The sequence below is a fragment of the Plantibacter auratus genome, assembly GCF_050587365.1.
GTDB lineage: Bacteria > Actinomycetota > Actinomycetes > Actinomycetales > Microbacteriaceae > Plantibacter > Plantibacter auratus.
The window spans coordinates 349,964-372,873 of sequence record NZ_JBOBFV010000004.1 but is presented as its reverse complement, the minus strand read 5'-3'; the positions used below and the strand labels follow the sequence as shown (position 1 = coordinate 372,873).

At 70.2% G+C, this 22,910-nt stretch carries 23 protein-coding genes; 7 read left to right on the top strand and 16 right to left on the bottom strand.

Annotated features, from left to right (window positions below):
• Positions 1-12: 12 nt before the first annotated feature.
• Both ACQ3HE_RS16950 and ACQ3HE_RS16945 read right to left on the bottom strand, forming a co-directional pair.
• Positions 13-429 carry a hypothetical protein gene (locus ACQ3HE_RS16950; protein WP_430893556.1) on the bottom strand — a complete coding sequence of 139 codons (417 nt, stop codon included), beginning with the start codon at positions 427-429 and terminating at the stop codon, positions 13-15.
• 46 nt (positions 430-475) lie between these two features.
• Positions 476-1,561 carry a GTP-binding protein gene (locus ACQ3HE_RS16945; protein WP_430893555.1) on the bottom strand — a complete coding sequence of 362 codons (1,086 nt, stop codon included), beginning with the start codon at positions 1,559-1,561 and terminating at the stop codon, positions 476-478.
• 93 nt (positions 1,562-1,654) lie between these two features.
• On the opposite strand from ACQ3HE_RS16945, the gene ykgO reads away from it, so the two are divergent.
• Entirely contained in the window at positions 1,655-1,777 is a 123-nt protein-coding gene (ykgO, locus tag ACQ3HE_RS16940; protein ID WP_079707423.1) for a type B 50S ribosomal protein L36, read from the top strand.
• Positions 1,778-1,780: 3 nt separating this feature from the next.
• On the opposite strand, the gene ACQ3HE_RS16935 is transcribed toward ykgO, so the two are convergent.
• Positions 1,781-2,200, bottom strand: coding sequence for a hypothetical protein (locus ACQ3HE_RS16935; protein WP_064294781.1), 420 nt, complete (start codon positions 2,198-2,200; stop codon positions 1,781-1,783).
• Between the two features lie 242 nt (positions 2,201-2,442).
• On the opposite strand from ACQ3HE_RS16935, the gene ACQ3HE_RS16930 reads away from it, so the two are divergent.
• The gene (locus ACQ3HE_RS16930) at positions 2,443-3,510 is read left to right on the top strand and encodes a LacI family DNA-binding transcriptional regulator (protein ID WP_430893554.1); all 1,068 of its coding nucleotides are present in this window, start codon (positions 2,443-2,445) and stop codon (positions 3,508-3,510) included.
• A 300-nt stretch (positions 3,511-3,810) separates the two neighbouring features.
• Here the strand turns inward: ACQ3HE_RS16930 and ACQ3HE_RS16925 are convergent, their stop codons facing one another.
• Positions 3,811-5,301, bottom strand: coding sequence for an HNH endonuclease signature motif containing protein (locus ACQ3HE_RS16925; RefSeq protein WP_430893553.1), 1,491 nt, complete (start codon positions 5,299-5,301; stop codon positions 3,811-3,813).
• A 288-nt stretch (positions 5,302-5,589) separates the two neighbouring features.
• On the opposite strand from ACQ3HE_RS16925, the gene ACQ3HE_RS16920 reads away from it, so the two are divergent.
• The 3 genes from ACQ3HE_RS16920 (at position 5,590) to ACQ3HE_RS16910 (ending at position 7,455) form a co-directional block, all read left to right on the top strand.
• On the top strand, positions 5,590-5,925 hold the full coding sequence (locus tag ACQ3HE_RS16920) for a nuclear transport factor 2 family protein (protein WP_430893552.1): 336 nt from the start codon (positions 5,590-5,592) through the stop codon (positions 5,923-5,925).
• Between the two features lie 134 nt (positions 5,926-6,059).
• On the top strand, positions 6,060-6,662 hold the full coding sequence (locus ACQ3HE_RS16915; protein ID WP_430893551.1) for a hypothetical protein: 603 nt from the start codon (positions 6,060-6,062) through the stop codon (positions 6,660-6,662).
• A gap of 142 nt (positions 6,663-6,804) precedes the next feature.
• Positions 6,805-7,455 carry a GntR family transcriptional regulator gene (locus tag ACQ3HE_RS16910; RefSeq protein ID WP_124767670.1) on the top strand — a complete coding sequence of 217 codons (651 nt, stop codon included), beginning with the start codon at positions 6,805-6,807 and terminating at the stop codon, positions 7,453-7,455.
• 78 nt (positions 7,456-7,533) lie between these two features.
• Here the strand turns inward: ACQ3HE_RS16910 and ACQ3HE_RS16905 are convergent, their stop codons facing one another.
• The 6 genes from ACQ3HE_RS16905 to ACQ3HE_RS16880 form a co-directional block, all read right to left on the bottom strand.
• Positions 7,534-8,784 (bottom strand): APC family permease, encoded by a 1,251-nt coding sequence (locus ACQ3HE_RS16905; protein ID WP_430893550.1) that lies wholly within the window; start codon positions 8,782-8,784, stop codon positions 7,534-7,536.
• Positions 8,785-8,827: 43 nt separating this feature from the next.
• Entirely contained in the window at positions 8,828-10,828 is a 2,001-nt protein-coding gene (locus ACQ3HE_RS16900) for an ABC1 kinase family protein (RefSeq protein WP_430893549.1), read from the bottom strand.
• A 162-nt stretch (positions 10,829-10,990) separates the two neighbouring features.
• Entirely contained in the window at positions 10,991-11,485 is a 495-nt protein-coding gene (locus ACQ3HE_RS16895; RefSeq protein ID WP_430893548.1) for an NUDIX domain-containing protein, read from the bottom strand.
• Between the two features lie 39 nt (positions 11,486-11,524).
• Entirely contained in the window at positions 11,525-12,505 is a 981-nt protein-coding gene (locus tag ACQ3HE_RS16890; RefSeq protein WP_159876253.1) for a hypothetical protein, read from the bottom strand.
• A gap of 54 nt (positions 12,506-12,559) precedes the next feature.
• A complete protein-coding gene (locus ACQ3HE_RS16885; RefSeq protein ID WP_430893547.1) occupies positions 12,560-13,786 on the bottom strand; it encodes an MFS transporter in 1,227 nt (408 codons plus the stop codon).
• Positions 13,783-14,808, bottom strand: coding sequence for a zinc-dependent alcohol dehydrogenase family protein (locus ACQ3HE_RS16880; protein ID WP_430893546.1), 1,026 nt, complete (start codon positions 14,806-14,808; stop codon positions 13,783-13,785). Before ACQ3HE_RS16880 ends, ACQ3HE_RS16885 begins: the two co-directional genes overlap by 4 nt.
• 128 nt (positions 14,809-14,936) lie before the next feature.
• On the opposite strand from ACQ3HE_RS16880, the gene ACQ3HE_RS16875 reads away from it, so the two are divergent.
• Both ACQ3HE_RS16875 and ACQ3HE_RS16870 read left to right on the top strand, forming a co-directional pair.
• Positions 14,937-15,869: a helix-turn-helix domain-containing protein gene (locus tag ACQ3HE_RS16875; protein ID WP_191942060.1), complete on the top strand. Its 933-nt coding sequence runs from the start codon at positions 14,937-14,939 to the stop codon at positions 15,867-15,869.
• Positions 15,869-16,591, top strand: a complete 723-nt coding sequence (locus ACQ3HE_RS16870) for an SDR family NAD(P)-dependent oxidoreductase (RefSeq protein ID WP_430893545.1) — start codon at positions 15,869-15,871, stop codon at positions 16,589-16,591. Before ACQ3HE_RS16875 ends, ACQ3HE_RS16870 begins: the two co-directional genes overlap by 1 nt.
• Before the next feature lie 9 nt (positions 16,592-16,600).
• Here ACQ3HE_RS16870 and ACQ3HE_RS16865 read toward each other — a convergent pair whose 3' ends face one another.
• The 6 genes from ACQ3HE_RS16865 to ACQ3HE_RS16840 form a co-directional block, all read right to left on the bottom strand.
• Positions 16,601-17,470, bottom strand: coding sequence for a MurR/RpiR family transcriptional regulator (locus ACQ3HE_RS16865; protein WP_085514317.1), 870 nt, complete (start codon positions 17,468-17,470; stop codon positions 16,601-16,603).
• Positions 17,460-18,497 carry an N-acetylmuramic acid 6-phosphate etherase gene (murQ, locus tag ACQ3HE_RS16860; protein WP_430893544.1) on the bottom strand — a complete coding sequence of 346 codons (1,038 nt, stop codon included), beginning with the start codon at positions 18,495-18,497 and terminating at the stop codon, positions 17,460-17,462. Before murQ ends, ACQ3HE_RS16865 begins: the two co-directional genes overlap by 11 nt.
• Positions 18,481-19,422 (bottom strand): N-acetylglucosamine kinase, encoded by a 942-nt coding sequence (locus ACQ3HE_RS16855; RefSeq protein ID WP_430893543.1) that lies wholly within the window; start codon positions 19,420-19,422, stop codon positions 18,481-18,483. The genes murQ and ACQ3HE_RS16855 overlap by 17 nt, the downstream gene beginning before the upstream one ends.
• Positions 19,419-21,011, bottom strand: a complete 1,593-nt coding sequence (locus ACQ3HE_RS16850; protein ID WP_430893542.1) for a glycoside hydrolase family 3 protein — start codon at positions 21,009-21,011, stop codon at positions 19,419-19,421. The genes ACQ3HE_RS16855 and ACQ3HE_RS16850 overlap by 4 nt, the downstream gene beginning before the upstream one ends.
• The gene (locus ACQ3HE_RS16845; RefSeq protein WP_079706980.1) at positions 21,008-21,850 is read right to left on the bottom strand and encodes a carbohydrate ABC transporter permease; all 843 of its coding nucleotides are present in this window, start codon (positions 21,848-21,850) and stop codon (positions 21,008-21,010) included. Before ACQ3HE_RS16845 ends, ACQ3HE_RS16850 begins: the two co-directional genes overlap by 4 nt.
• An 83-nt stretch (positions 21,851-21,933) precedes the next feature.
• A complete protein-coding gene (locus ACQ3HE_RS16840) occupies positions 21,934-22,905 on the bottom strand; it encodes a carbohydrate ABC transporter permease (protein ID WP_370282131.1) in 972 nt (323 codons plus the stop codon).
• Positions 22,906-22,910: the final 5 nt, after the last annotated feature.

Sequence of the window (22,910 nt, the reverse complement as noted above, 5' to 3'; positions counted from 1 at the left end):
GTTTCAGGCGACTCAGTGCTCGCTTGCATCGTCGAAGGGGTAGTAGGCCGCCCAGGGTTCGACCTCAGTCGTGTCGGCCCACGCGAGTTTCAGGGGTTCGCCGAACGGGTACGCGAACTCGTCGCGGTCGAGCTCATCGCGGACTTCGGTCGTGTCCTCCCACCCGTCGTCGAAGCCGTGTTGCTGGAGTCCACCGAAGTCCACGATCACCATGAACTGCCACATGACGAATTCGTAGGGATCGACGTGGGCGACGCGGAAGTGTCGACGCGTCCGAGTCCATCGGACATCCACGGTCGTTGCCAGGTATCCGACGTGACGATCGCCGTCGAGAACGCGCGCGAGAGCGCGACGGTACCGGTCGAGGCGGGGGTCGGGCTCGGGCGGGGGCTCGGCATTCCTCAGAGGCACCAGGCCATCCTGCCCCACGGGCGGGTCCTCGGTACGAGCCGCCCTGGGGGCGGGCACCCCGGGCTCAGTGCTCGTGGGTGGTGCTCCATGGCGTGAAGGCGTCCGGGTAGTGCGCCCACGCCGCCGGCCCGGCGAGGAGTTCCTCATCCGTGAGGGTGCAGGCGTGCAGGGCGGCGGTGATGGCGATCTCGTCGAGGTCGATGCCGGTGACGACGAGCTCCTGGCCGAGCGGTGCGCCGGGGTCGTTCGTCTCGAACGAGGTGGGTTCAAGATCGATCATCGAGCCGATGTGCTGCAGGACGCCGACGCGGGAGGCGCGCGTCGCGAGGACGAGGAACCCCGCCGTACGGATGACCTGGCCGAACCGCCCCGCCTCGATCGGTCCGTCGAAGCACGCGAGGAGTCGTTCCGGGTGCATCGGTCGGGGGCTGTCGAACCGCAGGGTGGTCACGCGCTCGTGATCCACCCACGGCCGGTGCTCGCCGTTCAGCATCGCGATCCACCCGGGGGACGTGCTGAAGCGGTCCAGTTCGAACGGGGAGTCGCGGTAGCGCGCGAGCGGCTCACGGTTGCTCGCGGTCGCCGGAGTGCCGGGCGTGACGCGCGGTCGGGCTGCGACCGGTTCGACCATCCGCGTCAGCGCCGTCGGGTTCAGGTGGCTGAGGAGCGCGAGGAGCACCGCGAGCCGCTCGTGAGTGACGCCACGTCGGCCGGCGACGGCGATGGTGTCCGCGTACTCGAGCTGCTCGACGGTGATCATCGACCGCGCGGTGTACGCCGTATCGCCGCCCTCGTCGTGGGTGACGTACTCGTCGTCCTGGAGGTCGTGCAGGAGATGGGCTGCGTCGACGACGGTCACGACGGCGTCCAGGACGGCCGTGTCGCGGTGCCCGAGGACGGCGGAGACCGCGTCGACCGGGCGGACCGTGCTCCCGCAATCGAGGACGAGGTGCCGGGGAGCGAGCGGGTGTCGCGCGACGGCGTCGATCGCGTCGTCGATGTCAGGGTGGGCACTCTCGGCGTCGTCTTGCCGCTCGATCGTGACGAGCGCCGCGGACCGTCCGGCGATCTGTCGGGCGACGGTGCGACGCTCCGGCGGACAGGTGCCGAGGACGAGCGTCACGGTCAGCGGGATGCGAGGCGTGGTCACGGCGGGTTCTCCTGGTCGATGGGTGCTACAGTGCATTCTGTTGAGAATCGTTCTCAACAAGGTAGCACGCATCGTGATCACCAGGAGGTCGCCATGAAGGTCCGCGCATCACTCAAGTCGCTCAAGGACAAGCCGGGGTCGCAGATCGTCCGCCGCCGTGGCCGGGTGTTCGTCATCAACAAGCAGAACCCGCGGTGGAAGGGTCGCCAGGGCTGAGCGTCAGCCGCGCACCACGTTCACGACAATCGTGACGACACCCAGTGCGGCGATCACGTACGCCCAGAAGCGGACGGGGATGAAGAAGAGTGTGGAGCTCGGGCGACTGTAGAGCTGCTCGCCGGTCTGCGGGTGGCGCACGGGGACGGCCTCCTGCTTCACGGTGATGCCGTGCTCGTTGACGTACGGCTGCGCGAGCTGCTGCCACACGACGACCGGCCGCGGTGCATCAAGCTTCGCCAGCGCGAACTTCCCGAAGGCCCAGCACGCGACGGCGCCGAGCAGGAATCCGATGCCGACGAACACCCCGGACTGCGCCGATCCGCCGTCGGGCGAGACGATCGCCTTGATGAGGAAGCCGGCGCCGACGGAGAGCCCGAAGATCAGGAAGACGACGATGCCCCAACGGGTCCAGATGATCATGTGTGCTCCTCTTCGGGTGTCGGTCGCGACGCGCAGCTGATCACGCGGCACCCGCGCGACCGTCGGCTCGTCCATCACGGTACCGAGGTCGGCTGTCCACCCGCGATGGGGAGCGGTGCCCATGCGGCGGACCTGACGAACCGCTGGAGGTGCGACGGAGAGCGCGACCACGTCGTGAATCGACGGATACGCTGCTCTGAGCGAGACGTGCGGACGTCGCCAGGTGGGAGCCGGTGGGGCTGGTGGGTAACGACGACGAGAAGACACGGGTCGCGACGATCTTCGATGTGGCGCGTCTGGCCGGAGTCTCACACCAGACCGTCTCGCGGGTGCTCAATGATCTGCCGAACGTGCGCCCCGCGACGCGGCAACGGGTCGAGCAGGCGATCGCCCAACTGCGGTACACGCCCTCGCAGGCCGCACGGTCACTCGTCACCCGCCGTTCACGCACGATCGGCCTCATCACGACCGGCGGGCCGGACTACGGGCCGTCGAGCACGGCGCTCGGCTTCAACGAGGCTGCACGGGATGCCCGGTATGCCGTGAGCATGGCGAGCATGCTGGAGTCGGATCCGGCGTCGCTGCGGCAGGCCGTCGAGTTGCTGCTGCGGCAGAACGTCGAGGCGATCGTGCTCATCGCGGCGCATCGTGGGGCGCTCGACGCGGTGCGCGGGATCGAGCTCGGGGTGCCGCTCGTCGCGGTCGAGTCGAGTCGTCGGGACGGGTTCCACCGTGTCTCCATCGACCAGTACCAGGGGGCGCGGATCCTCGTCGACCACCTCGTCGGGTTGGGGCATCGCCGTATCGCGCATCTCGCGGGGCCGGCGGATTCGGTGGACGCGTTGGAGCGGGTGCGGGGGTGGCGTGACGCGCTGTCCGAGCACGGGCTCGTCGCCCGGGAGCCGTTGGTGGGCGACTGGACGCCGGCGAGCGGGTTCCGGCTCGGGCGGGAGCTCGTGGCGGGCCTCGGAGTCGGAGACGATGACGACGGGCGGGCCGGTGAACGGGTCGGTGGGCTGTTCACGGCCGTGTTCGCGGCGAACGACCAGATGGCGCTCGGGGTGATCCACGCGTTGTCGGAGCGGGGCCTGCGGGTGCCGGATGACGTGAGCGTCGTCGGGTTCGATGACATCCCGGAGGCTGAGCACTTCGCGCCGCCGCTGACGACGATGCGGCAGGACTTCCCGGCGCTCGGGCGGACGATCATGTCGACGCTGCTCGAGGTGCTGAGTGATGCGGACTCCGTCGGCGTGGTGCGTTCGGTGCCGCAGCTCGTCGTGCGGGAGTCGACGGCGGCTCCGAGCGCCTGAGCTGAGGTCTCCCCGTTCCTCGAGCTGACGCTCCCGGTCCCTGAGCTGACGCCCCGGTCCCTGAGCTTGTCGAAGGGCGGATGTTCGCTCGTGTGCCCTTCGACAGGCTCAGGGACCGGGGCGGCCGGGTTGTCGGATACAGCGTCGTTCCCGGAGCGCGTCGGTTCCCATCTCGGTCCCTGAGTCTGACGAGGGGTGGTTCCTGTCTCGGTCCCTGAGCTTGTCGAAGGGGGGGGTCCCGTGTCGGTCCCTGAGCTTGTTGAAGGGCAGGCGTGTGCGGAGGCGGACGGGTGCCAGGGTTTAGGCGGCGAGGTGGAGGCGTCCGCCTCGGATGGGGGTTTGGTGTCGGTCGATGTGGCTGGGTGGGATGAACCAGGGGATGCCGTTTTGGATGGTGATGGTCCAGTGGTCGTCATGGATGCGGTGGTGGTGGAAGGGGCAGAGGAGTATGCCGTTGTCGAGGTTGGTGGGTCCGCCTTGTGACCACCAGGTGATGTGGTGGGCTTCGGTGAAGGATGGTGGGTGGGTGCAGCCGGTCCAGGCGCAGCCGCCGTCGCGTTCGGCGAGGGCGAGTTTTTGTCCGCGGGTGAACAGGCGGGTGCTGGTGCCGAGGTCGAGGACTTGGGATGGTCCGTTGAGGATCATGGGGATGAGGTTGGCGTCGGCGGCGAGGCGGCGGAGGGCGCCAGCTCCGATGGGTTCGTCGATGCCGTCGATGGTGGCGGTGCCGAGTCCGGTTTCGAGGGTGTCGTGGTCGGTGCGGATGATGACGGTGACGGGGGTGAGTTCGGTGGCGGCGGCGTTGCAGCCGGCCAGGTGTCGGAAGGTCTCGGTGAGGGCGATGGCGCGTCGCCGGTCGATGGGGATGAGCGTGGGTCCGTCGGGCATGGGGTGACCTGACCCGTCGGGTTGGTCGGCGCGGTCGGCCGTGTCGGGGTGGATGAAGTGGGGTTTGCGGTGGGTGGCGCCGATGAGGGCGTCGAGGCCGGCGCGGATGAAGGCGGCGCTTTCGGGGGCGAGTTCGGCGCGGAGGAGGGTCATGCCGGTGGGGAGTTCGTGGATGGTGCAGCGTTCTGCTCGGCGGAGGAGTTCGTCGCGGGGTTCGCGGCCGTCTTGGTCGAGGCGGGTGCGGACGAGTTTCGCGATGCGGGTGACGTCCTGCAGGGGCGCGTGTCCGGCGTGCTCGACCGCGATGACCGATGCTGCGTCCAGTTCGACCCTGGTGCAGATGCGGCCGGCGTTGCGGAGCTCGCGGACGATGACCGCGGCACCATCCACGCTCAGGGGTGCTCTGGGTGTGCCGCCATCGCTTGACGGGTGGGTGTCATCCGGGACCGCGTCGGTGTTCGATGACTCGGGACTGGCGGCCGGTTCGAGGGCGGCGGTGATCGCTGGGAACGGACATTCCTCCAGCTCGCCGAGCAGCCCGCGAGGCTGTGTGATGGCAGCACCGACCTCGGCGATCGCTGCGCCTCGGGCGCGGGAGACCCGCCACCGCTCGGACACCATGACGCCCGGGTTCGCGTAACCAGCAGCGCGCACCAGGGTGCCGTCGCGGCCACTGGGCGACGGGCGCAGGGCGATCGCACCGACGACGCGGGCGGCGAGGACCTCGACCGCGTGCTGCACGGCACCGAGCTCGTCGAGGACCCGGAGGACCGCCTCGTCGTTCATGTTCTCGAGCTGCTCCGCGACACCGGAGCCCGGACGGATCGCGTCGAGCGCGCCCTGCCACACCGCATCGAACCCGGCCGCGGCGGCGGCGAGGGGGTTCGGTGCGGTGCTGGTCATGGGTCCATCCAAACACGGACCACTGACATTCGAACGCGCACCGAATCAGCGCCTGATCTGGGTATTTATCCGACAGTTGATGCTTTGCTCGGGGGCACTTCGACAAGCTCAGGGACCGGCCGTGACGCGGTCGCCGAGCCGGTCGAGGTGCGGAGGGGGAGGTTGTTCGTGGGCCCTTCGACAGGCTCAGGGAACGAGTCTCCGCAGTCGTCGAGGTGCGGTCCGGGAAGGGCCCCACGCGAACACCTTCCCCGACCGCAGCGCCAGGCCCGCGCGTAGGATCACCGCATGCGTTCATCGGCGATCGACACGGTTCTGGCGTTCATGCGTGCGTTCCGAGAACAGGATCGGGCTGCTGCCGAGGCGCTCATGCACGCGGACTTCGTCTTCACGAGCCCGCAGGACGATCACCTCGACCGCGCTGCCTGGCTCGAACGCTGCTTCCCGAGCGCCGACCATTTCGACACCCCCGGCGCGACGCTCCAGATCGTCGAGGCCGCCGGCATCGTCCTCCACCGCTACGAGTACGTCGTGCACGGGAAGACGTACCGCAATATGGAGGCGACTCGTGTCGTCGACGGCACCGTCCGAGAGGTCGAGGTCTACTTCGGTGGCGCCGTCTGAGGAGGCGGAGCGAACGTGCGCATCGCCGGTCCCGCGGTACCAAGACGCCGCATAGCCGCTCCGTGCGACCGCGTCACCCGCGACCGGCCATCCGGCGACGGATCTCACCAGAGCGCGTCTGACAGAATTGAGTCATGCGCATCAGTTCTCGTCGAACGACCCTGGCAGCGGCTCTCACGGTCGCTGCCATCGCCCTCACTGGTTGCTCCACCGGCTCCTCGTCGGACGCGGATCGATCCTCCGCCTCGCCGACGCCGTCGGTCTCCCAGCCGCCGAGCACCCCGGTGCAGGAGCAGACGCTCACGGATGACGTCGACGGTACGAAGGTGACCGCCCTCGCGATCGTCGACGACTTCCCCGCGCCTGCAGGCACCACCGATGGCCTGCGTCCGATGCTCGTCCAGGTCCGACTCGAAGCCGGCGACGAGTACGGCGGCAGCGTCTTCCCCTACCGGGTCTCCGTCACCACCCGCGCCGTCAACCTCGACTACGTGACGCTCGGCCTCGGAACGCCCGAAGAGCTGAAGGCGCCGATGGCTGCGGCCGGCTACTCGCTCCTCCAGGCGACACCGGCCGGTGAGACGGCGACCGGCTGGATCGGCGCGTGGGTGCGCACCGATGAGACCGAGTTCGACCTCGTCTACGACCGCCCCGAGGGCAAGGTCATCGGCGGCAGCAAGAGCGGCGAGGTCGTGCCGCCGAGCCGCGACATCGTCCCGCTGATCCCTCAGGACTAGCTGCCTGCGGGAGGGCGTCCCGGCGATGTCCGCGCGGAGACCCCGCCCGTCAGGTGTCGTCGAATCTCCCGTCAACCCCGGGTGGATCCGCTGATATTCGGTACGCTGATGGCATAGCATTCGCCGACGAAGGAGATCCCGCATGCCCGTGCCCTCAGCCAACCCGCCCGTCGAGCGTCGTTCACTCCGCGAGGTCGCCGTCGAGCGCATCCGCACGGCCATCTTCGACGGCACCCTCGAGCCCGGCGAGCACCTCAACGACGGCGAACTGCAGTCCTGGCTCGGGATCTCCCGCACGCCGATCCGCGAGGCCCTCAACGACCTCGCCCGCGTCGGCCTCATCGAGATGGCCGCACAGCGGTACACCCGCGTCGCCCTGCCCGACCCGGCGCAGCGCACCGAGGTCATGCAGACGCTGGGCGCGATGCTCGGCGGTGTCGTCCGCGTCACCGTCCCCGGCCTCGGCGCGACGCAGAAGAAGGCGCTCGTCCGCTCGATCAACCAGGTGATCGTGGTCGTCGAGCAGCGCGACATCGCCGAGCACGGGCGACTCAGCTGGGAGCTCTTCGACGCGTTCATCGCCGCCTGCCCGAACGCCACGCTCGTCGCGGCGACGAAGGACATCATCGACGGCCTCACCTACCGGTCCTCTGCGACGCGCACCGAGGAGAACACCGACTGGGCTGCCAAGGAGCAGGGCTACCCGGCGCTCCGCGAGGCTGTCGAGGCCGGCGACGCGATCGCCGCCGAACTGGCCGTTGAGAACATCTTCCGCCTCTCCGCGCAGCTGTAGCCGGTCGGCCCTTCGACACGCGGATCCCGAGCGTGTCGAAGGGCAGGGACCGATTTCGGTCACCGAGCCTGACCCCGGTCACCGAGCCTGTCGAGGTGCCAGCATCGCCCGCCCGGCGAACCCGAGGAGCACGACCACCGTGCCCACGATGACCGACGTCGGCGGCAGCGTGAACATGAGGACGACGCAACCGACGGCGCCGAACATACTGACCGCGCGCGGGTACCGTCGGTGCTCGCGCGTCTGGCGGAACGCCGCGACGTTGGCGACCACGTAGTAGAGCAGCACGCCGAACGAGGAGAACCCGATCGCGCTCCGGAGGTCGACAAGCAGGACGAGGACGATGACGACCGCCCCGACGAGCAGTTCCGCGCGGTAGGGGGTCGCGAACCGCGGGTGCACCGCGTCGAGCGCTTGTGGCAGGTCGCCGGTCCTCGCCATCGCGAAGGCGGTACGTCCGATGCCCGCGAACACGGCGAGCAGTGCTCCGAGACAAGCCGCCGCCGCACCGAGTCGCACCAGCGTCGCAGCCCACGGCCACCCGTTCGTCTCCACCACCGCGGCCAACGGTCGCGCACTGGACGCGAGGCCGTCCGCGCCGAGCGTGAGCAGCGACACGACCGCGACGGCCGCGTAGACGACCACGGCGACGGCAAAGGCGATCCCGATTGCGCGCGGGATCGTCTTGGCCGGATCGCGGACCTCCTCGCCGAGGGTCGCGATCCGCGCGTACCCGGCGAAGGCGAAGAACAGCAGCCCCGCCGACTGCAGCACGGCGAGCGGGCTGGCGTCGAACCCGAGCGACGCGACCCCCGTCGAACCGGCCTCCGGCCCGACGATGCCTGAACCGACGACCACGCCGAGCACCAGGAGGACGGCCACCACGATCACCCGGGTCGCGGTCGCGGTGCGGGTGACCCCGAGACAGTTGGTCACGACCACCGCGGCGACCGCGACCGCGGCGACCGGACGACTCCACTCGGCCGGTGCCGCATACGCTGCGAAGGCGACCGCCATGGCTGCCGCGCTCGCGGTCTTGCCCACCACGAAGCTCCATCCGGCGGCGAAGCCCCACCACGGCCCGATGAGTTCGCGGCCGTAGAGGTAGGTGCCGCCGGCCGAGGGGAGTTGTGCGGCGAGCTGCGCGGAGGACATCGCGTTGCAGCAGGCGACGACCGCGGCGATCACGAGCCCGATCAGGAGTCCCGCGCCGGCGACCTGCGCCGCCGGCTGGAACACCGCGAAGACGCCGGCGCCCATCATCGAGCCCAGGCCGATGAACACCGCGGCGCTCGTGCCCAGGCGTCGCTGCAGTCGGGGATCGCTCACCCGATCACGGTAGTGCCGTCAGGTGAACAGCGGGGTGCTCCGGTCACCGACCCCGACGAACGACGGTCTGTCGGAGGACACGCAGCAGCCCGAGGAAGCCGAGGAACCCGATGAACGCTGCGATCAGGTCGAACACCCGTAGGCCGCCGGGGAGGACCGGGCCGGCACCGGTGACGACGAGGACCACGGCGATCACCAGGGCGGCGATCGAGATCAGGGTTCCGACGATCTCAGCGGTCACGCCCTCCACGAGTCCCTTCGCCGGTTCGTCGGCGAAGCCCTTCAGCGTCACGCCGACGGTCCCGTCCTCGAGTCCGGACAGCAGGGAGTCGAGTCGGCGCGGGAGGTTGCGGGCCAAGGCGGCGGTGACGGCGGCCTGCGCCTGCAGGGTGACCGCCGTCTGCCGGATGGACTGCGAGCGGCGGAGGAGACGCGGGACCATCGGCAGGGCCTGTTCGAACATGTCGAACTCGGGGTCGAGCGCTTTGAGGCACCCTTCGAGGGTCGCGAAACTGCGGAACGCGGCGGCGAGGTCGCCGGGGAGCGCGATGTGGTGCTGCCGGATGACGTCGAGGAGTCGGCTGAAGATCGAGCCGTCGCCACCCGGGCGGTGGCGCTCGGTCGTGATGACGATGCCCACGTCGTGGCGGAGGGCGTCGAGGTCGGCGTCCTCAGGCAGGTCGACGATGAGCAGGAGGGCGTCGGTCGCCGCGATGTCGTCCTCGCTGACGGTCGCGAGCATGACCGCGGTGAGTCGCTGCCGCTGGCTGCGCTCGATGACGCCGACGGCCCCGAAGTCGATCAGCCCGAGCGATCCGTCCTCTCGCAGGATGACGTTGCCCGGGTGGAGGTCGGCGTGGAAGACCCCGTGCACGAGGATCTGTTCGAGCACGACCTCCATGAGGCCGGTCGCGAGGGTCTCGCGTTCCTCCTTCGGGATGGTCGCGATGCGGTCCCGTGCTCGACTGAGCGGCAACCCGTCGACGAGGTCCATGGTGAGCAGGCGGGCACCGGAGGCCGCCGGGTAGACGCGTGGCACTGTGATCCGGACGCCTTCGTCGCGCTCCTCGCGACGCTTCAAGGTGCTGCGGATCATCTCCACGTTGCGGGCTTCGATCCGGTAGTCGAGCTCTTCGAGCAGCGTCGAGGTGAAGGCCCGCGCGACGGAGGCGAGGCGGAGGTCCTGCCCGAACTTGGTGTGCGTCTCAGCGCGCTCGGCGAGGCGGACGACGATGTCGGCGTCGGCCTCGACCTGCACCCGGGCGGCCGGTCGCTGGACCTTCACGACCACGGGGGTGCCGTCGAGCAGCTCGGCGGTGTGCACCTGGGCGACGGACGCCGCGGCGAGCGGTTCGGAGTCGATCGACGCGAACACGGTGTCGATCGGCGCACCGAGTTCCGCCTCGATGACCAACTGGACTTCGTGCCAGGGCAGGGTGGTCGCTTCCGACTGCAGCGATGCCAGAGCGCTGAGGTACGGCTCGGGGACCAGGTCCCGTCTCGTCGAGAGCACCTGTCCGAGCTTCACGAAGGTGACGCCGGAGTCGTTGATCGTGGCGATGATCGCGTTGGCGCGCTGCTCACTCGTGGTGAGTTCGAGCTGGACGCGGGACCGGCCGTGCACGAGCCAGCCGGCACCGTGTCGTGATGCGATGGTGAGGATCTGCAGGTATCGCCTCGTCCGTCGTCGTCGTTTGATCGCGGAGCGGACGACGTCGATCGGGTTCATCAACGGCCGGGTCGGGATGATGACCTCGATGGCCACGAGGACACCGAGCCCGAGCGCGAAGATCCAACCGATCGCGAGGAGGGCGACGGCGACCGCTGCGAAGGCCGCCCGAGCATCTCCGGCCTCACCGGGCTGGACCAGGCCGGTCTGCTGCAGCAGCCAGTTCACGAATGGTGGGCCGGTGACGAACACGACGAGCCCGACGAGGATGCTGCGCGGCCATCCGACCGGGGCGTCGAGCACCCGCCGCGCGGCGAATCCGAGGAGCAGCGCCGACACGACCGCCAGCACGATGGTGAGTGCGTCAGTCAGCATCCGGCATCCCCTCGTGGGTCGAGCGGTCGTCTCGCCCCGCCCGCCAGCGTATCCGGCCCGGCTGAGCGAGCGCGAGCGCTGATGCGCTCACCGAGAGCGCACAAGACGCTCTCGAACGAGCCCACCGCGAGCATCTTCTGCGCTCTCGGCGGGCGGCCGAGGTCATCCCGCCTGGAATGCTCCCGACGCGGTGTAGGCGTCGAACAGGCGCAGGACCTCCACGGTCGGACCGTGCATCGGGGTGGGCGGGTCGTCGAGCGGAGCCCAGCAGAACTCGACGACCTCGTCCACCTCGGCGCGTAACGAACCAGCCCGCGTGCGTGCCACGAAGCACATCGCGAACGCATGGACCCGGTCGCCGTTCGGGTAGTCGAGGACGTGGTGCTCGGCGGCTGAGAGACAGGCGAACGGCTCGAGGTCGCGCTCGTCCACCGTCAGGCCGGTCTCTTCGGCGAGTTCCATGACTGCGGTCTCCGCGAAGCTGCTCCCGGGCTCGCAGCTACCGGCCGGGATCTCCCACAGGCCGGTGTCGACCCGCCGCTGGAAGAGTGCGTTGCCCTCGCCGTCCAGCACGAGCACCTGCGCACCCGGGAGCGCGAGGAGCCGATGCCCCACGAGCTGCCGCAGCTCCCAGAGATCGCTTCCGACATAGCCCATGCGCGGGAGTCTCGGTGGCTCAGGTCCTCGGGCAAAGCATCACCCGAGGGCGTCGCGTTGTCGGATGAGTTCCTGCAGTTGCTCGTCACGGCGGTCGGCGTCCGCCCTGACCATCGCGCGCAGTGGAGAGTTGTACACGGACGTCGCTTGCTCCGGCTCACAGTCCAGGACGGCTGCGATGCGCTCCAACGCCTCGTCGTCCGACACCGCGCTTCCGACCACCTTGGCGATCTCGGGCCAGGACCGGCGGGCGCCGACTCGCAGCTGCTCTGCTTCGATCTGTCGCTCGAAGGCTCGGCGCTCGCTCGCGGGGTCGGCCCGGTGGCGGTTCTGCTTGGCTACCTGACGCGCCACCAGGTCAGCGGTCAGCTCGACCCGGAGCGGCTCGGCGAGACGAAGCCCGAGTTCGACGACCACGACGTGGAGGTCATAGGGGCCGGGCTCCAGTGAGGTGGGGTCGGACTGCAGCTGGAGTTGCACCGGGACTCGGGCGTACTCCCCTGGGTCGAGCGGGACGGCACGATCCGCTGCGGAACTGACCCAGCCGAAGGAGAACTCGGTTCCGCCTGGCGCGGTGAGCGCACCGACGGCACGGAATCCCTCGTTCTCGGGCGTCCATCTCATGGTGCCTGCGTTGACGATGTCGATCACCAGCTCGCTCGGATCGTGCTGCTCCTCCACGAACGGCGGCCAGCGGAGCACCAAGCCCTGTCGCCGCTCGGCCCGGCTCGGGCGCACGACCAACGTGTCCGGGTGCACGCGCACCACCGGAGGCTGCTCTCCCGGATGCGCCTGTGCGACGCGCCAGGTCCGGTGGTCCGCGTCGACCGGCGAACCGAGATACACGGCACCGCTCTCCAACCGGCGGAGCACCCGCCAACCATCCGACGGGGCCTCAGCGGTGGTGGCGTCGTCGACGCCGCAAGCCAGTTCGTCCGCCAGCTCCGAGAGTGTCGTGCCGTCGCCGGTGAGTGCGTCGCCGTCGACCTCGAGGTCCCCGACCCGTGGTGCATCATCCATGGAAGCCATGCCCGATGGTCTCACGCGACCGCCGCCACCGGCTCGGCCTCCGCGTCACCCCGCGGCGAAGGCCGACCGGCGACCCACGATCGTGAGCAGCAGCGCAGCGAGTCCGAGGGCGATCATGACCACCGGGAGGATCAGCCCGTCGAAGGTGCCGAGGAGGAGAGCCCCGAGGACACCGCCAGCGAAGATCGCGAGGTTGAACGCGACGGGCAGGAAGGAGTTCGCGACGTCCGAGTGCTCGCGTCCCGATCGGGTGAGCGCTGACTGCAGCTGGGCGGAGGAGCCACCGAACGCCAGGCCCCATAGGACAGTCGCAATGAGGACGGCGACGATCGAGACGTGGCCGAGCAGGAGCAGCGCGCCCGCCGCGACGAACATCGCGACGCTCCCGTGGAGCAGCGCGCGCGGAGCCCGATCGATGAGCACCGCCGTGAGAGCGATGCCCGCGATGGACGCGACTCCGTAGACGAGCAGCACGAGATCGGCCCCGAGTCCCGTGCCCGAGGCCCGAAGGAACGGTGCGATGTAGGTGTAGACGGTGTTGTGAGCCAGCATCCAGACGACGATCACCGCCAGGACGATCGCGACACCGGGCAGGACGAGCACCCGCCGAAGCGGGAGCCGTGCCGAGCGAGGCTGCCCTGCCGCGTCGGGTACGAACACAGCGATGGACACGAGCACGACGAGCGCGAGCACCGTGAGTCCTCCGAACGCCCAGCGCCAGTCGAACGCGGTGCCCAGCCAGGCGCCGAGCGGTGTCCCGAGTGCCAGCCCGGCGGGCGCTCCGACGGACACGATCGACAGTGCGAGGCCTCCACGGTCGGGCGGGCTGATGCGACGCCCGTAGGCGGCGAGCATGCCCCAGATCACCCCGCAGAACGCACCGGCGACGAACCGCGACACCAGCGCGACGACGACGTCCCCCGCGACCGCGGTCACGGTGTTCGCGAGGATGAGCCCGACGATCGCGCCGAGGAGGAGCGGCTTGCGACGCATGCCACGGGTGAGGGCGAGCGCCGGGATCGTCACGATGACGGTCCCGAGCGCCCACACACTGATGAACTGACCGATCAGGCCCTCGCTCGTGTCGAGATCCCGGGCGATGACCGGCAGGAGCCCGGCCGGCATCGTCTCCGCGGCCACGAGGACGAACCCCATCGCGGCGAGGGCCGCCAGTGCGAACCAGGGCATCCGGGTGGGCGTCCCGGCGACGGGGAGGGTCGACGCCCCGACCGGCGCGTCGGGCGTCGAGGTGATCGGTGCGGCGCGGCTCACAGCGTCAGCAGCACCTTGATCGCACGGCGCTCGTCCATGGCCCGGTACCCCTCGGCGGCGTCCTCGAGTGGCAGCGTGAGGTCGAAGACCTTCCCCGGGTCGATCCTCCGCTCCCAGATCATCCGGATGAGCTCGGGGAGGAACCGTCGCACCGGCGCCGGCCCACCGTGGAGGTGCACCTCGGCGAAGAAGAGCTCGTCGAGCGGCAGCGAGACACCCTCGTGGGCGACGCCGACGAAGCCGACGTGGCCGCCACCGCGAGTGGAGCGGATCGCCTGCAGCATGGACTCCTCCGTGCCGACCGCCTCGATGACGCTGTGCGCGCCGAGACCGCCGGTCAGCTCCTTGATCCGTGCGACACCCGCCGCACCGCGCTCCTCGACGATGTCGGTCGCACCGAACTCACGGGCGAGCGCCTGCCGGTCGGCGTGACGTGACATCGCGATGATGCGTTCCGCCCCGAGCTCCCGGGCCGCGAGAACGCCCATGAGCCCGACGGCCCCGTCACCGACGACCACGACCGTCTTCCCCGGCCCCACCTCGGCGGCGACCGCGGCGAACCAGCCCGTCCCGAGCACGTCGGACGCGGCGAGCAGCGAGGGGATGAGCTCCGCGTCCGGCTGCCCGGGGGTCGCCACGAGTGTGCCGTCGGCGTGGGGGATGCGTGCGAGCTGAGCCTGCGTGCCCGCGGCGACCGACACGAACTCGGCGTGCACGCACTTCGACTGGTACCCCGCCTGACAGATCTCACAGGTGTTGTCGGAGGTCACGAAGGAGCCCACGACGAAGTCGCCGACGGCGACCGTCCGCACGTCCTCGCCGACCTGCTCGACGACACCGACGTACTCGTGCCCCATGTTCGTGTGGTCGACGGGCTCGACCCCGCGGTAGGGCCACAGGTCGGACCCGCAGATGCAGGTCGCTGTGAGCCGGATGACGGCGTCGGTCGGGTCGACGATGGTGGGGTCCGGTCGGTCCTCGACCCGGACGTCGCCGGGCGAGTGCATGACGACTGCGCGCATGTGTGCTCCTTCTGTCGGGTGGTGCAGGCGACCAGTCAACGCCCCGCCCGACCCGGGAGGGAGTCCCGCCTGAGAGGTGTACCGAGAGGGCACCTGTCGGCTCGCCTCGAGGACGTATCGTCGGAGGCATGGACGATCGAGCAGACGTACGCGAGTTCCTCATGACGCGTCGGGCACGGCTGACCCCGGAACTCGCCGGCTTGACCGCGGGCCCCAACCGACGGGTGGCCGGACTGCGGCGTTCCGAGGTGGCGGCGCTCGCCGGGGTCAGTGTCGAGTACTACGCGAAACTGGAGCGTGGGGCGATCGCCGGAGCGTCGTCGACCGTCCTCGACGCCATCGCCCGGGCGCTCCAGCTCGACGAGGCGGAACGCACCCACCTGTTCGACCTGGCCCGCGCGGCCGACGGTGTCCCGCTCTCCGGTCGGCCGCGTCGCCGGGCGGCCAAGAACCCCGCGACCCGGCCGAGCCTGCACTGGATGCTCGACGCGATCACCGACGGCATCGCCTTCGTCCGCAACACCCACCAGGACCTGCTCGCGACCAACGAGCTCGGGCGCGCGTTCTACTCGCCCGTCATCGGCGACGGCGGGCGCACCCCGAACCTCGCCCGGTTCCAGTTCCTCGACCCGGCCTCCCGGGACTTCTACCCCGACTGGGACGTCTTCGCCGAGATGTGTGTGTCGGTCATGCGTGCCGAGGCCGGCCGGGACCCGCACGACAAGGGACTGCACGACCTCGTCGGTGAGCTGTCGACCCGGAGCGATGCCTTCCGCACCCTCTGGGGAGCGCACAACGTGCGCACCCACGGCACGGGAACGAAGCGGTTCAACCACCCGATCGTCGGCGAGATGACCTTCGCCTACGAGGAGCTCGCGATCACGGCCGACCCAGGCCACGTCGTGCTCGTCTACACGGCGGAGCCCGGCTCACCGTCCGCCGAGCGTCTGCAGTTGCTCGCGAACTGGGCGGCGTCCCAGCGGGAGGCGGAGCAGCGTGACGCTGCGGCGGTCACGAACGAGCCCGACACCAGCGAGGCCGGACGGGCAGGGGGTCGCTGATGGCGCGCATCCTCGTGACCGGTGCCGCCGTCGGCCTGGGGCTCGGTGCGGCGACCGAGCTGGTCGAGCACGGGCACGAGGTGCTCTTCCACGCCCGGAGTTTCGCCCGAGCCGACGAGGTCCGGCTGCTCGACGAGCCCTCCGCGCACCTCGTCACCGGTGACCTCGCCACCCTCGACGGCGTCCAGGAGCTCGCGGAGCAGGTCGCAGCTGCCGGTCCCGTGGACGCGATCATCCACAACGCCGGCGTCCTCGACGGAGCGGCCGTCCTACCGGTCAACGTGGTCGCGCCCTACCTGCTGAGCGCGCTCATCCCCGCGCGACGACTCGTGTTCCTCAGCAGCAGCATGCACCGCGGCGGTACCGCGACGCTCGACGGTCTCGACTGGTCGGGTTCCACGAGGACGGCGAGCTACTCCGACAGCAAACTCCTCGTGACCGTCCTCGCGGCGGCCATCGCGCGGGTGCGTCCCGGGGTGTTCAGCAACGCGGTCGACCCGGGGTGGGTGCCGACACGCATGGGCGGACCGAACGCGCCCGACGACCTGGAACTCGGGCACCGGACCCAGGTGGCGCTCGCCGAAGGGCGTGGTGCCGACACCTCCGGCTACTGGCACCACCAGCGACGCGAGGAGCCGCACCGCGCGGTCCGCGACGAGGCGTTCCAAGATGGGCTGCTGCTCGCCCTCGCCGAGCACACGGGCGTCTCACTACTGCCCTGATCTCCGAACTCAGGTGTCGATGCGGTGGTCCTGGATCGACTCGTAGGTGACGCGGAGCGACTCCGCCGCGGCGTCGTAGCGACGCTGGGCGACGCGGATGAAGAGCAGGTCGACGAGCGCGAGCTGGGCGATGCGCGAGGACATCGCACCCGAGCGGTATCGGCTCTCCCTCGCCTGCGTCGCGAGGACGAGGTCGCACCGGCTGGCGATGGGGGAGTCGGGGAAGTTCGTGATGCACACGGTCGTCGCGCCGGCGGCCCGCGCGAGCTGCATCGCCTGCTCGGTCTCGACCGTGAGCCCGGAGTGCGAGATGCCGATGGCGACCCCACCGGGCCCGAGGAGGGCGGCCGAGGGCAGTGCGAGGTGGGCGTCGACGAAGGTGTTGGCCGGCATGCCGATCCGGTAGAGCTTCTGGTGGAGGTCCTGCGCCGTGAGGTTCGAGGACCCGAAGCCGATGATGTCGATCCGTGGGGCGACGAGGAGGGCGTCGACGACCGCGTCCAGGGCGTCGCGGTCGAGCGAGCGGGCGGTGAGCTCGATCGCCTGCACCTCCTGGTACGCGACCTTCGCGACGACCGTCTCCACCGAGTCGTCCGGGTCGATGTCGGCGTCGTCGACCTCGAACCGGTCACGCTCCGCCTGCTCGCGACTCGTGGAGGTCGCGACGGCCACCCGGAACTCCCGGTAGCCGGTGTATCCGATGGTCTGGCAGAACCGCGCGACGGTCGCCTGCGAGGTGCCGCACGCCTTCGCGAGTTCGGTGATGGTCAACTCGACGACGAGCGAGGGCGTACCGATGATGGTCTCGGCGACGCGCGTCTCGGCGGCGCTCAGACGAGGGATCGCCTGGCGGAGCACGAGCAGCGCGTCAGTGGACATCCGGTGCGGCCCCCGTCGGGTCTTCGACGGTGTGCGCTGCGATGGCCGCGCTGAGGGAGCCGTCGCCACCACGGAGGCGGGCGACTGCTTCATCTGCGGCGATGCCGGTCACGAGGACGAGGATAGCGGCCTTCACCCAGCCGTCCACGGATGCGAGCGTCTTCGCGGCCGTGGCGGCGTCGACGTCGGTCGCCAGCATGACCGTGCGTTCCGCCCGCGCTCGCAGCTTCTCGTTCGTCGTGAGGAGGTCGACCATGAGGTTCCGGTACGTCTTCCCGAGCCGCACCATCGTGATCGTCGACAGCATGTTGAGCACGAGCTTCTGCGCCGTCCCCGCCTTCAGCCGGGTCGATCCGGTGAGGAGCTCCGGACCGACGACCGCCTCGATGCCGATGTCCGCGTCCCGGGCGAGTGGGGAGCCGGCGTTGCACGACAGGCCGATGGTGATCGCACCGATCGAGCGCGCGTACTCGAGGGCGCCCAGGACGTAGGGCGTGCGACCGGATGCGGAGACACCCACGACGGCGTCGTCCGCGGTGATCGACAGCGACTCCAGATCCGCCCGACCGAGGTCGTCGCGGTCCTCGGCGTTCTCCACCGCTTGCTGGATGGCGCCCGGACCACCCGCGATGAGTCCGACGATGAGGCCCGGGTCGGTCCCGAACGTGGGTGGCGCCTCGCTCGCGTCGAGGATGCCCATCCGTCCGGCGGTCCCGGCGCCCAGGTAGACGAGTCGTCCGCCCCGGCGGAGGCGCTCGACGATCGCTTCGACGGCCTCGGCGATCTCGGGTTCGACGGCCGCGATGGCGTCGGGGACGGAACGGTTGTCCTCGTTCATCGCGGCGACGAGTTCCCGCGTGGAGAGGGCGTCGAGGTCGGGGTGTCGCTCGTTCACCTGCTCCGTCGAGAGGGTGGCGAGCTCCGCGCGGATGGTGTCGCGGTCGGAGGTCAGCCCTGCGGTGATCGGCCCAGGCCCGTCGACAGGCTCAGGGACCGGTGGTGAGGCGCTCTCAGGCTGCGTGGACATCGTCGCGCACGACCCTTCCGTCGTAGGAGATCGCGGTGTCGAGAGCGACGAGTCTGGCTCCGTCGAGCGCGTCACCGCGGGGTGCGACGAGGTCGACGCCGACCTCGTGCATGGCCGTCGCGAGATGTGCGGCGACGTAGGGGTGGGAGGCGATCCCGCCGACGACGCACACGGCGCCCGTGCCGGCGGCGGCGGCGCTCACGGCGAGGTGGGCGCAGGCGGTGTCGACGATGTCCGCGGCGACGGCGTCGCCCTCCTCGGCTCGGATGATGACCGTGGGCGCGAAGGTGCCGAGTTGGCGGGCAGGTGCTCCGGTGCTGGAGACCCAGCGGGGGAGCGCGGGGATCGACCCGATGAGCGCCTCGGCGTCGGCGAGCAACGTGGTCGCGGGGCCGCGCCCGTCGAAGGCACGCATGCACGCCTCGAGGCCCTGCTGCCCGATCCATCGACCGCTGCCCTCGTCTCCGAGCCAGGGACCCCACCCGTCGATCTGCTTCACGGAGCCGTCGGCGTCGACGTCGAACACGACGGATCCGGTGCCGGCGATGAGTACCGTGCCGGGACCACCGGCGAAGGCGCCGGCGTGGGCTGCCAGGGCGTCGTTCACGACGGCGATCGTCGCTCCGAGCGCCAGACGCAGTTCGGCGGTGAACGCGGCGACCTCGTGCGGTGCCGCCTCCACCCCGGCGGCGCCGATCCCGACGTGCTGCACCGCGGCGAGGAGGTCGGCCGGGAGGTGCGCGACCGTCTCGAGGACTGCGCGGGCCGACAGCTCCGCACCCTCGTGGTCGGCGAGCCCCGGTGCCCCGTGGCCGCGGGCCTCCGCGAAGACGGTCAGGTCGTCGTCGGATCCGCTCGTGATACGGGCGCGGCAGGAGGTCTTCCCGAGATCGATGGCGAGGACGGGTGCTGCGAGGTGGTTCATGATCCGTTCCGGTGGTGCTGGTCGTGCAGATGGTGCGTCGGCGCCGCGATGGAGGCCGCGGCGAGGAGTTCGGTGACCCGGTCGGCGGATGCCCGGGAGGCCGCGAGCGTGTCGATCACCGGCAGGGGGAGGACAGCGTCATCGGCGAGCGGCAGTCCGACGCTCACGACGACGGCGTCCGGGCGGACCAGCGCGACGCGGTCTACGGCGAGACGCTGCGGGGTGTCCTCGCCGAGGCGGTCCGCGAGGAGGACGATCCCGTCGTCGGCGGGGATCGTCGCGAGCAGGAGGGTCAGCTCATCGGAGGCGGGCGCCTCGGCCTGCGGATCCGGTGTCCGGAGGCTCGGGCCGGCAGCGAGCCGGGTGACGTCGAACCGTTCGGCGAGTGACTCGGCGAACGGATCGTGGGCCGAGGCGACGGCGAACGTCGGTCGGTCGCGGAGGTCGACGAGGGTGATCGACGAGGCTGCGGTGGCGATCTCGCCCCGGACGCGGACGATCCGGCGGATTGCGTCGGCGAAGCGCCCTTCGACAAGCTCAGGGACTGATTCCCCGGTCCCTGAGCCTGTCGAAGGGCTGACGGACCGCGCGAGCCACGCCACCCGGGCGGCCGCGCGCGCGACGATCGCTCGATCGAGCTCGCCGTCGGCGATGGCGGCGCAGACCGCCTCGAACACCTCGAGGTAGTCGTCCTCGTCGGTCGTCGCGCCCTGCTTCGGCCCGAGGTTGGACGGGTTGCCGATGCAGAGCAGGTCGACGCCGGCCTCGAGGGCGAGGACAGCGCCGCGTCCTGAGCCGGTGGTGGACCGGATGGCGGCCATGTCGAGCGCGTCGGAGATGATCACGCCGTCGAAGCCGCTTTCGCGCAGCCGACGGAGGGGGATCGGGTTGAGCGTCGCCGGGGCGTCACCGAACGCCGGGACGACGATGTGGGCGGTCATGACACTCGCGACGCCGGCGGCGATCGCCGCGTCGAACGGTGGCAGGTGCTCGGCTTCGAGCTTCGCCAGGTCCAGGTCGATGCGGGGCAGATCCAGGTGCGAGTCGCTCGCCGTGTCGCCGTGGCCGGGGTAGTGCTTGACACACGCGGCGACCCCGCCGGCCTGCAATCCGTCGACCATCGCGGACACGTGGCGGGAGACGAGCTCGGCGGTGGGGCCGAACGAGCGCACCCCGATGACCGGGTTCGCGGGGTTGGTGTTCACATCGGCGACGGGCGCGAGGGCGACGTTCGCCCCGGCGGCGTGGAGCCGCTCGGCGAGTGCCTGACCCACCGCGCGCGTCGTCTCGACGTCATCGAGTGCACCGAGCTGCGCATGCCCGGGCAGGGTGGAGCCCGTCTGCGCCTCGAGGCGGGAGACGTTGCCGCCCTCCTCGTCGACGCCGATGAGGATCTCGGGCCGGTGGTCGCGGAGTTCGGCCGACAGCGCCGCGACCTCCGCGGGGTCCGAGGAGAGGTTCTGCCCGAAGTACACGACGCCCGCGAGGCCGCCGTCCAGCTCGCGCAGCAGCCAGTCCGGGGCGGTCCGGCCGAGGAAGCCCGGCCAGAGGACGCCCCGGACGAGCCGCGCGACGTCGGGGTCGATCATCCCTTCACCGCTCCGGACACCAGTCCGCCCGAGAGGCGGCGCTGCACGAGGATGAAGAAGATCATGACCGGGATCGTGATGATGGTCGACGCCGCCATGACCGAACCCCAGTCGTTGGAGTTCAGGCCGAAGAACTGCTTGAGGCCGATGGCCACCGTGTAGTTCTCCGTCGAGCCGCCGAGCAGGGTCATCGCGAAGATGAACTCGTTCCAGGCCGTGATGAAGCTGAACACACTCGTCGCGACGAGGCCGGGGGCCACGAGCGGGAGCATGATCGAGCGGAACATGCGCCACCAGCTGGCGCCGTCGAGGAACGCCGCCTCTTCGAGCTCCACGGGCACCGCCGCGACGAAGCCGCGCAGCATCCAGATGCCGAACGGCAGTGCGAGCGCGACGTACACGATGATGAGCCCGAGCAGCGTGTTGAGCAGCTGCAGGTCGCGGATCTGCACGAACAGCGGGATCACGAGCGCCTCGAGCGGTACCATCTGCACGACGAGGATCATGAGCAGCACCGCGGTGCGGAACTTGAACCGGAAGCGGGCGACCGCGACCGACGCCAGGAGCGCGACGGCGGCGGAGATGAGCACCGTCGCACCGGCGACGATCGCGGAGTTGCGGAGGAAGACCGCGAACCCGCCGTCGGTCAGCACCGACTCGAAGTTCGTGAACGACAACTCCTTCGGGAAGAAGGACTGGCCGCCGCTCGACGCCTGCGCGTCGAAGGCGCTCGACAGCATCCAGTACGCCGGGAACAGCGTGAACACGAGCAGGAGGGTGACGAGGATCGCCTTGACGGTGTTCGAGCGGATCTTCCGACCGCTCGCCTTCCGGTGCATCGGGACCTGCGGCTTGGTGGACCGGTCGGTGCCCGGCCCTTGAGCCTGTCGACGGGCGGCGGTGGGGGCGGGAGCGTGGGTGGTCACAGTTCGTCCTCCTTCATGAGGGCGCGGATGTAGACGATCGTGATGCCGAGCAGGACGAGCGTCAACAGCACCGCGATCGCGGAGCCGAAGCCGTAGCGGTTCTGCCCGAAGGACTCCACGTACGACCACACGCCGAGGTTCAACACCTCGCGGTTCGAGCCGGAACCACCCGGCATGAGGTAGATCTGCGCGAACACCTTGAAGTCCCAGATGGTCGACAGGATGATCACGACCGAGAACACCTGGCGCAGCGACGGGAAGGTGATCTGGAAGAAGCGACGGAACGCGCCCGCCCCGTCCATCTCGGCGGCTTCCAGCATCTCCTTGGACACGCCGAGCAGGCCGGCGAGGACGGTGATGGCCACGAACGGGAAGCCGTGGTGGATCACGTTCAGCAGCGCGATGCCGTAGAACGTGAACTGGTTCGTGAACCAGTTGAAGGGCTCGTCCATGAGCCCGAGCCCCATGAGCGTCTGGTTGACGATGCCGCGGTCGGCGTCGAAGATCCAGACCCAGACGTAGGTGCCGGTGACGGCGGGCATCGCCCAGGCGACCATGATGGCGCTGCCGACGATGGTGCGCCAGAAGGAGCCGAGGTTCGCCATGAGCAGGGCGACGAGGGTGCCGAGGACGACCGTACCGATGACGGCGGCCGCGGCGAAGAAGACGGTGTTCGGGAGGACGACGGTCCAGAGGGTCGGGTCGGCGAAGACCTCGGCGTAGTTGGCGCCGCCGTTGAAGTTGGTGTCGCCGCTGACGATCTCGCGCAGGCCGTAGTCCTGCAGGGAGAACAGGACGACGCGGATGAGCGGCCAGAGGAGGAGCACGGCGAGGATGAGGAGTGCCGGCGCGAGCAGCAGCCAGGGGCGGGTGCGCATCAGGAGGCGCAGCCGCTTGGGGGAGGGGCCCCCGGCCACCCGCGAAGCGGGGGCTTCGCGGGTGACCGTGGGCGGGGTGAGGGTCGACACGATCG

Bases quoted from the DNA above. Each gene is read 5' to 3' on its own strand.
- ykgO (WP_079707423.1), top strand. From the start codon at position 1,655: ATGAAGGTCCGCGCATCACTCAAGTCGCTCAAGGACAAGCCGGGGTCG.
- ACQ3HE_RS16935 (WP_064294781.1), bottom strand. From the start codon at position 2,200: ATGATCATCTGGACCCGTTGGGGCATCGTCGTCTTCCTGATCTTCGGG.
- ACQ3HE_RS16925 (WP_430893553.1), bottom strand. From the start codon at position 5,301: ATGACCAGCACCGCACCGAACCCCCTCGCCGCCGCCGCGGCCGGGTTC.
- ACQ3HE_RS16920 (WP_430893552.1), top strand. From the start codon at position 5,590: ATGCGTTCATCGGCGATCGACACGGTTCTGGCGTTCATGCGTGCGTTC.
- ACQ3HE_RS16915 (WP_430893551.1), top strand. From the start codon at position 6,060: ATGCGCATCAGTTCTCGTCGAACGACCCTGGCAGCGGCTCTCACGGTC.
- ACQ3HE_RS16910 (WP_124767670.1), top strand. From the start codon at position 6,805: ATGCCCGTGCCCTCAGCCAACCCGCCCGTCGAGCGTCGTTCACTCCGC.
- ACQ3HE_RS16900 (WP_430893549.1), bottom strand. From the start codon at position 10,828: ATGCTGACTGACGCACTCACCATCGTGCTGGCGGTCGTGTCGGCGCTG.
- ACQ3HE_RS16895 (WP_430893548.1), bottom strand. From the start codon at position 11,485: ATGGGCTATGTCGGAAGCGATCTCTGGGAGCTGCGGCAGCTCGTGGGG.
- ACQ3HE_RS16890 (WP_159876253.1), bottom strand. From the start codon at position 12,505: ATGGATGATGCACCACGGGTCGGGGACCTCGAGGTCGACGGCGACGCA.
- ACQ3HE_RS16880 (WP_430893546.1), bottom strand. From the start codon at position 14,808: ATGCGCGCAGTCGTCATGCACTCGCCCGGCGACGTCCGGGTCGAGGAC.
- ACQ3HE_RS16875 (WP_191942060.1), top strand. From the start codon at position 14,937: ATGGACGATCGAGCAGACGTACGCGAGTTCCTCATGACGCGTCGGGCA.
- ACQ3HE_RS16870 (WP_430893545.1), top strand. From the start codon at position 15,869: ATGGCGCGCATCCTCGTGACCGGTGCCGCCGTCGGCCTGGGGCTCGGT.
- ACQ3HE_RS16865 (WP_085514317.1), bottom strand. From the start codon at position 17,470: ATGTCCACTGACGCGCTGCTCGTGCTCCGCCAGGCGATCCCTCGTCTG.
- murQ (WP_430893544.1), bottom strand. From the start codon at position 18,497: ATGTCCACGCAGCCTGAGAGCGCCTCACCACCGGTCCCTGAGCCTGTC.
- ACQ3HE_RS16855 (WP_430893543.1), bottom strand. From the start codon at position 19,422: ATGAACCACCTCGCAGCACCCGTCCTCGCCATCGATCTCGGGAAGACC.
- ACQ3HE_RS16850 (WP_430893542.1), bottom strand. From the start codon at position 21,011: ATGATCGACCCCGACGTCGCGCGGCTCGTCCGGGGCGTCCTCTGGCCG.
- ACQ3HE_RS16845 (WP_079706980.1), bottom strand. From the start codon at position 21,850: ATGCACCGGAAGGCGAGCGGTCGGAAGATCCGCTCGAACACCGTCAAG.